Annotated in this window: 2 protein-coding genes; one reads left to right on the plus strand and one right to left on the minus strand. The window is 54.4% G+C overall.

What is annotated here, in order from left to right:
* Positions 1-1,249: D-serine/D-alanine/glycine transporter (gene cycA, locus RTK32_RS21165; RefSeq protein WP_312047376.1), on the plus strand; the 1,249-nt coding region annotated here is incomplete at its 5' end.
* A gap of 30 nt (positions 1,250-1,279) precedes the next feature.
* Here cycA and rutR read toward each other — a convergent pair.
* A complete protein-coding gene (gene rutR / locus RTK32_RS21170) occupies positions 1,280-1,918 on the minus strand; it encodes an HTH-type transcriptional regulator RutR (protein WP_312047378.1) in 639 nt (212 codons plus the stop codon).
* Positions 1,919-2,203 lie beyond the last annotated feature (285 nt).

Here is a 2,203-nt window from a genome sequence, read left to right on the forward strand (position 1 = left end):
TCTTGCCGGTCCGTCAATTGTTTTCGTTTACATGATCATCGGCTTTATGCTGTTTTTCGTGATGCGGGCGATGGGCGAACTGCTGCTTTCCAATCTCGACTATAAATCCTTTGGCGATTTTGCCGCCGATCTGCTGGGCCCCTGGGCAGGCTACTTTACCGGCTGGACCTACTGGTTTTGCTGGGTCGTTACCGGTATCGCCGATGTCGTGGCTATCAGCTCCTATTTTCAGCTGTGGTTCCCCAGCTTCTCGGTCGGCATGAGCGCCCTGCTCTGCATCGCCGTTTTTTTGACGCTGAATATCGCCACGGTAAAACTGTTTGGCGAACTGGAGTTCTGGTTCGCGATCATCAAGATTGTGGCTATCGTGGCGCTGATCGTCACCGGCATCGTGCTGGTCGCTATGCACTACCCGTCTCCGGGCGGCGGCACAGCCGCGTTAAGCAACATTTGGGATCATGGCGGCCTGTTTCCGAAAGGATTGAGCGGCTTTTTTGCTGGCTTCCAAATCGCGGTCTTCGCTTTCGTTGGCATTGAGCTGGTCGGCACGGCTGCGGCAGAAACGCACGATCCGAAAAAAGTCCTGCCACGCGCGATTAACGCCATCCCGCTGCGCATCATTATGTTCTACGTTTTCGCCCTGCTGGTGATCATGGCCGTCACGCCGTGGACTCAGGTGGTAGCCGATCGCAGTCCTTTTGTGGAAATGTTTATGCTGATTGGCCTGCCAGCGGCTGCCAGCATCGTTAACTTTGTGGTGCTGACGTCCGCTGCCTCTTCCGCTAACAGCGGAATTTTCTCTACCAGCCGTATGCTCTATGGTCTGGCGCAGCAGGGCGTGGCTCATCCTCGTTTCGGCAAGCTGTCACGTCGTGCCGTGCCGACTGCCGGCCTCTTTTTCTCCTGTTTCTGCCTACTGGGCGGCGTGGCGCTGATTTATCTGATCCCGAACGTAATGAAGGTCTTTACGCTGGTGACTACCGTCTCCGCGATCCTGTTTATGTTTGTCTGGTCAATTATCCTTTGCTCTTACCTGGCCTACCGCAAGCAGCGCCCACAGCTGCACGCCGAGTCCGTCTATAAAATGCCGCTGGGCAAGGTGATGTGCTGGGTGTGTCTGGCTTTCTTCGCTTTCGTACTGGTCCTGCTGTCGCTGCAGGAAGATACCCGTCAGGCGCTGATGGTCACGCCACTCTGGTTTGTCATGCTGGGCATTGGCTGGTGGCTACGCCAGCGAAAACAACGTTAAGCGTAAAACGGGCCTTTGCGGCCCGTTTTTTTAGCGTACGCGAATACCTTCAATCACCATCCGCTGCACGTTCTCTACCGTCTCCTGGAAAAATGCCTCGTCGTTCAGCGTACGTCCCGTGACCGCTTCGACCTGACTGGCGAAATCGGCGTAATGCTGCGTGGTCGCCCAGAGCATGAAAATCAGGTGATGCGGCTCTACCGACGCCAGCCTGCCTGTCTCGATCCAGCCTTTTACAATTTGCGATTTCTCATCCACCAGCGTTTTCAGATCGCCTTCCAACTCGGCTTTCAGCAGCGGTGCTCCCTGTAGCATCTCCAGACAGAACAGCCGCGAGGCCTGCGGATGATCCCGCGATACTTCCAGCTTTAGCCGGATATAGTCGCGTATGGCCACAAGGGGTTCCTGATCGCTACGCAGCGCGCGCAGTGGCGCCAACCAAACGTCCAGGATTTCCTTAAGTACCGCAATATAGAGTGCTTCCTTTGAAGGAAAATAGTACAGCAGATTGGTTTTCGAAACGTCCGCCCCTTCCGCCACTTTATCCAGACTGGTGCCGTACAGACCATAGAGCGAAAACAGCTCAAGCGCCGCGGCCAGAATAGCGGTTCGCTTGGCGGCAACGGCTTTTGAACGCCTCGTCGGCGCAGGGGATTTTGCAGAATTCACCGTAACTTCCTTCTTTGACGAGCTGGCAGGATGCCGCTGTGCACTTTTTTCGCTCACGTCCGCCTGCTTTTTGTGCATGAATTTTTACCAAATGGTCTGTTTTGGACCAGACGCTCCACATCACTTTAACACAAATTACCCAACTGATTGAATCATAGCCTTTTTTGAAAAATGGCACGGCAATTGCACTTATTCATTCGCGCCGCTCAACAGGGAGCACGGAAGCAACGCAGCGCGGACCGTCACCGTTAACTATGAGGTATTCCCATGAAAGTTGGTGTTTTT

Origin of the sequence: Erwinia sp. (assembly GCF_031978025.1) — a bacterium.
Taxonomy (GTDB): domain Bacteria; phylum Pseudomonadota; class Gammaproteobacteria; order Enterobacterales; family Enterobacteriaceae; genus Erwinia.